Source organism: Bartonella sp. AP58NXGY, assembly GCF_042195785.1.
In the GTDB taxonomy this organism is placed as follows: Bacteria; Pseudomonadota; Alphaproteobacteria; order Rhizobiales; family Rhizobiaceae; genus Bartonella.
In genome coordinates this window covers 1-709 of record NZ_JBHIOY010000256.1, presented here as the reverse complement: position 1 = coordinate 709, position 709 = coordinate 1, and the positions used below count along the sequence as shown (strand labels likewise).

Genomic DNA, 709 nt, shown 5'->3' with positions numbered 1-709 from the left:
AATATTGTTAAAGCTTTTTCTAATAATGCCACCATACAGATTGGTGAATCGTTCCATCTTGATGCTATGGGAGCTTCCCTTGAAGGTGGGCTTGGTGTGAATGCACAATTATCACAAAATATCGCCCTTCATGCTAATGTTCATTATCAACATAAACTTCAAAAAGCTGGGATATCTGGAGCAAGCTTTTCAGGAGGAATACGCTATCAATTTTAAGAAAAGACTATAAAAACAGCGTATATTTTATTCATTTTAAAAAAGGCAGTGCGAATGTGCTGTCTTTTTAAAATTTGTCATTAAAAGACTTCAATAAACGTTCTTCATCCATACTTTTTTTAAAAGAATGAAACTCTCTCAAACAAAATGCAATAAAACTCTTTATCTTTCAATAACGGTTGAATTTTCAAGAGGATAGTTTTTCTGATTTACAAAAATTGAATGGATTCAATAAAATATCTTGTATATCGAGGAAAATACAAAATACTTTAGCTTTTTTATATTATAAAGCATATTATGCATACTTGCATATGCAAGAACATCGACTGAAGATTTTGTAAACGCACAATAAATTTTCTTCCAAAACTTTTTATAATTTTTATAATAACGGCTTTAAGTAATAAACATCTTTGCAAAAAATTTTGATTTTTAGCACTTTAAAACAGAATGCTTATCAAATTAGGTCTTCTAAAAGCCATCATAGCTAGATTAC

1 protein-coding gene is annotated in these 709 nt (G+C 29.2%); it reads left to right on the top strand.

Annotated features, from left to right (window positions below; translation table 11 throughout):
• On the top strand, positions 1–216 hold a 216-nt coding region (locus ACFINC_RS10800; protein ID WP_375617213.1), incomplete at its 5' end, for an autotransporter outer membrane beta-barrel domain-containing protein.
• Positions 217–709 lie beyond the last annotated feature (493 nt).